This is a genomic window from Kocuria cellulosilytica (assembly GCF_040981245.1).
Taxonomy (GTDB): Bacteria; Actinomycetota; Actinomycetes; order Actinomycetales; family Micrococcaceae; genus Kocuria; species Kocuria cellulosilytica.
Window position 1 is genome coordinate 1 of sequence record NZ_JAVFWZ010000073.1, and the last position, 603, is coordinate 603.

Sequence of the window (603 nt, forward strand, 5' to 3'; positions counted from 1 at the left end):
GCCCCGGGAGGGTCCGGACCCTTCCGGTGGGGCGCGTACAGCCCGCCGGCCCCCAGCAGCGCGCCCCGGCGACCGTCATCGCGTCGTGGAACCGGGCGTGCGGGGCCCGCGGCTGCGACGACCGCCGGGATCCGCAGCACACGGGTCGCGCACCTACTCGTCGGTTAGGGAAATGTGCATGAAGCGTCACGGAATCCGTTGTCGGCCGGAACACCGGGTGCCTACGGTCGGGGCGGGGCGACCACCCGGTCCGACCACGTTCCACAGGATGAAGGGCGCTACCATGGACCACCAGCCATCCCCGTTCGTCGAGGCCCGGAGGGGCACGACCTCCCTCGGCCCGGACCAGGAGTTCCCCGCCGACCTGACGGGGCTGGCTCTGGTCGAGCTGCAGGTGCTGCACAGCAGGATCTGCCACCAGCTCGACCACGAGTACCTCACCGGTCCCGACGGGCCCCACCCGGTGACCCTGGACCGCTACCGGGAGCTCAGCGCCCAGCTCGACGCGAGGGAGGAAGCGGCGGCCAGGGCGGCCTCCTGAGCCGGCCGAGCACGGGAGGTCGCGTACGCGACGGCGACGTCGCTGATCGTGCTCGCCGGGAA

At 72.8% G+C, this 603-nt stretch carries 1 protein-coding gene; it reads left to right on the forward strand.

Annotated elements, in window-relative coordinates; translation table 11 throughout:
- The first annotated feature begins 283 nt into the window (after positions 1–283).
- Positions 284–541 carry a hypothetical protein gene (locus RCG67_RS17050; protein ID WP_368827986.1) on the forward strand — a complete coding sequence of 86 codons (258 nt, stop codon included), beginning with the start codon at positions 284–286 and terminating at the stop codon, positions 539–541.
- Positions 542–603: the final 62 nt, after the last annotated feature.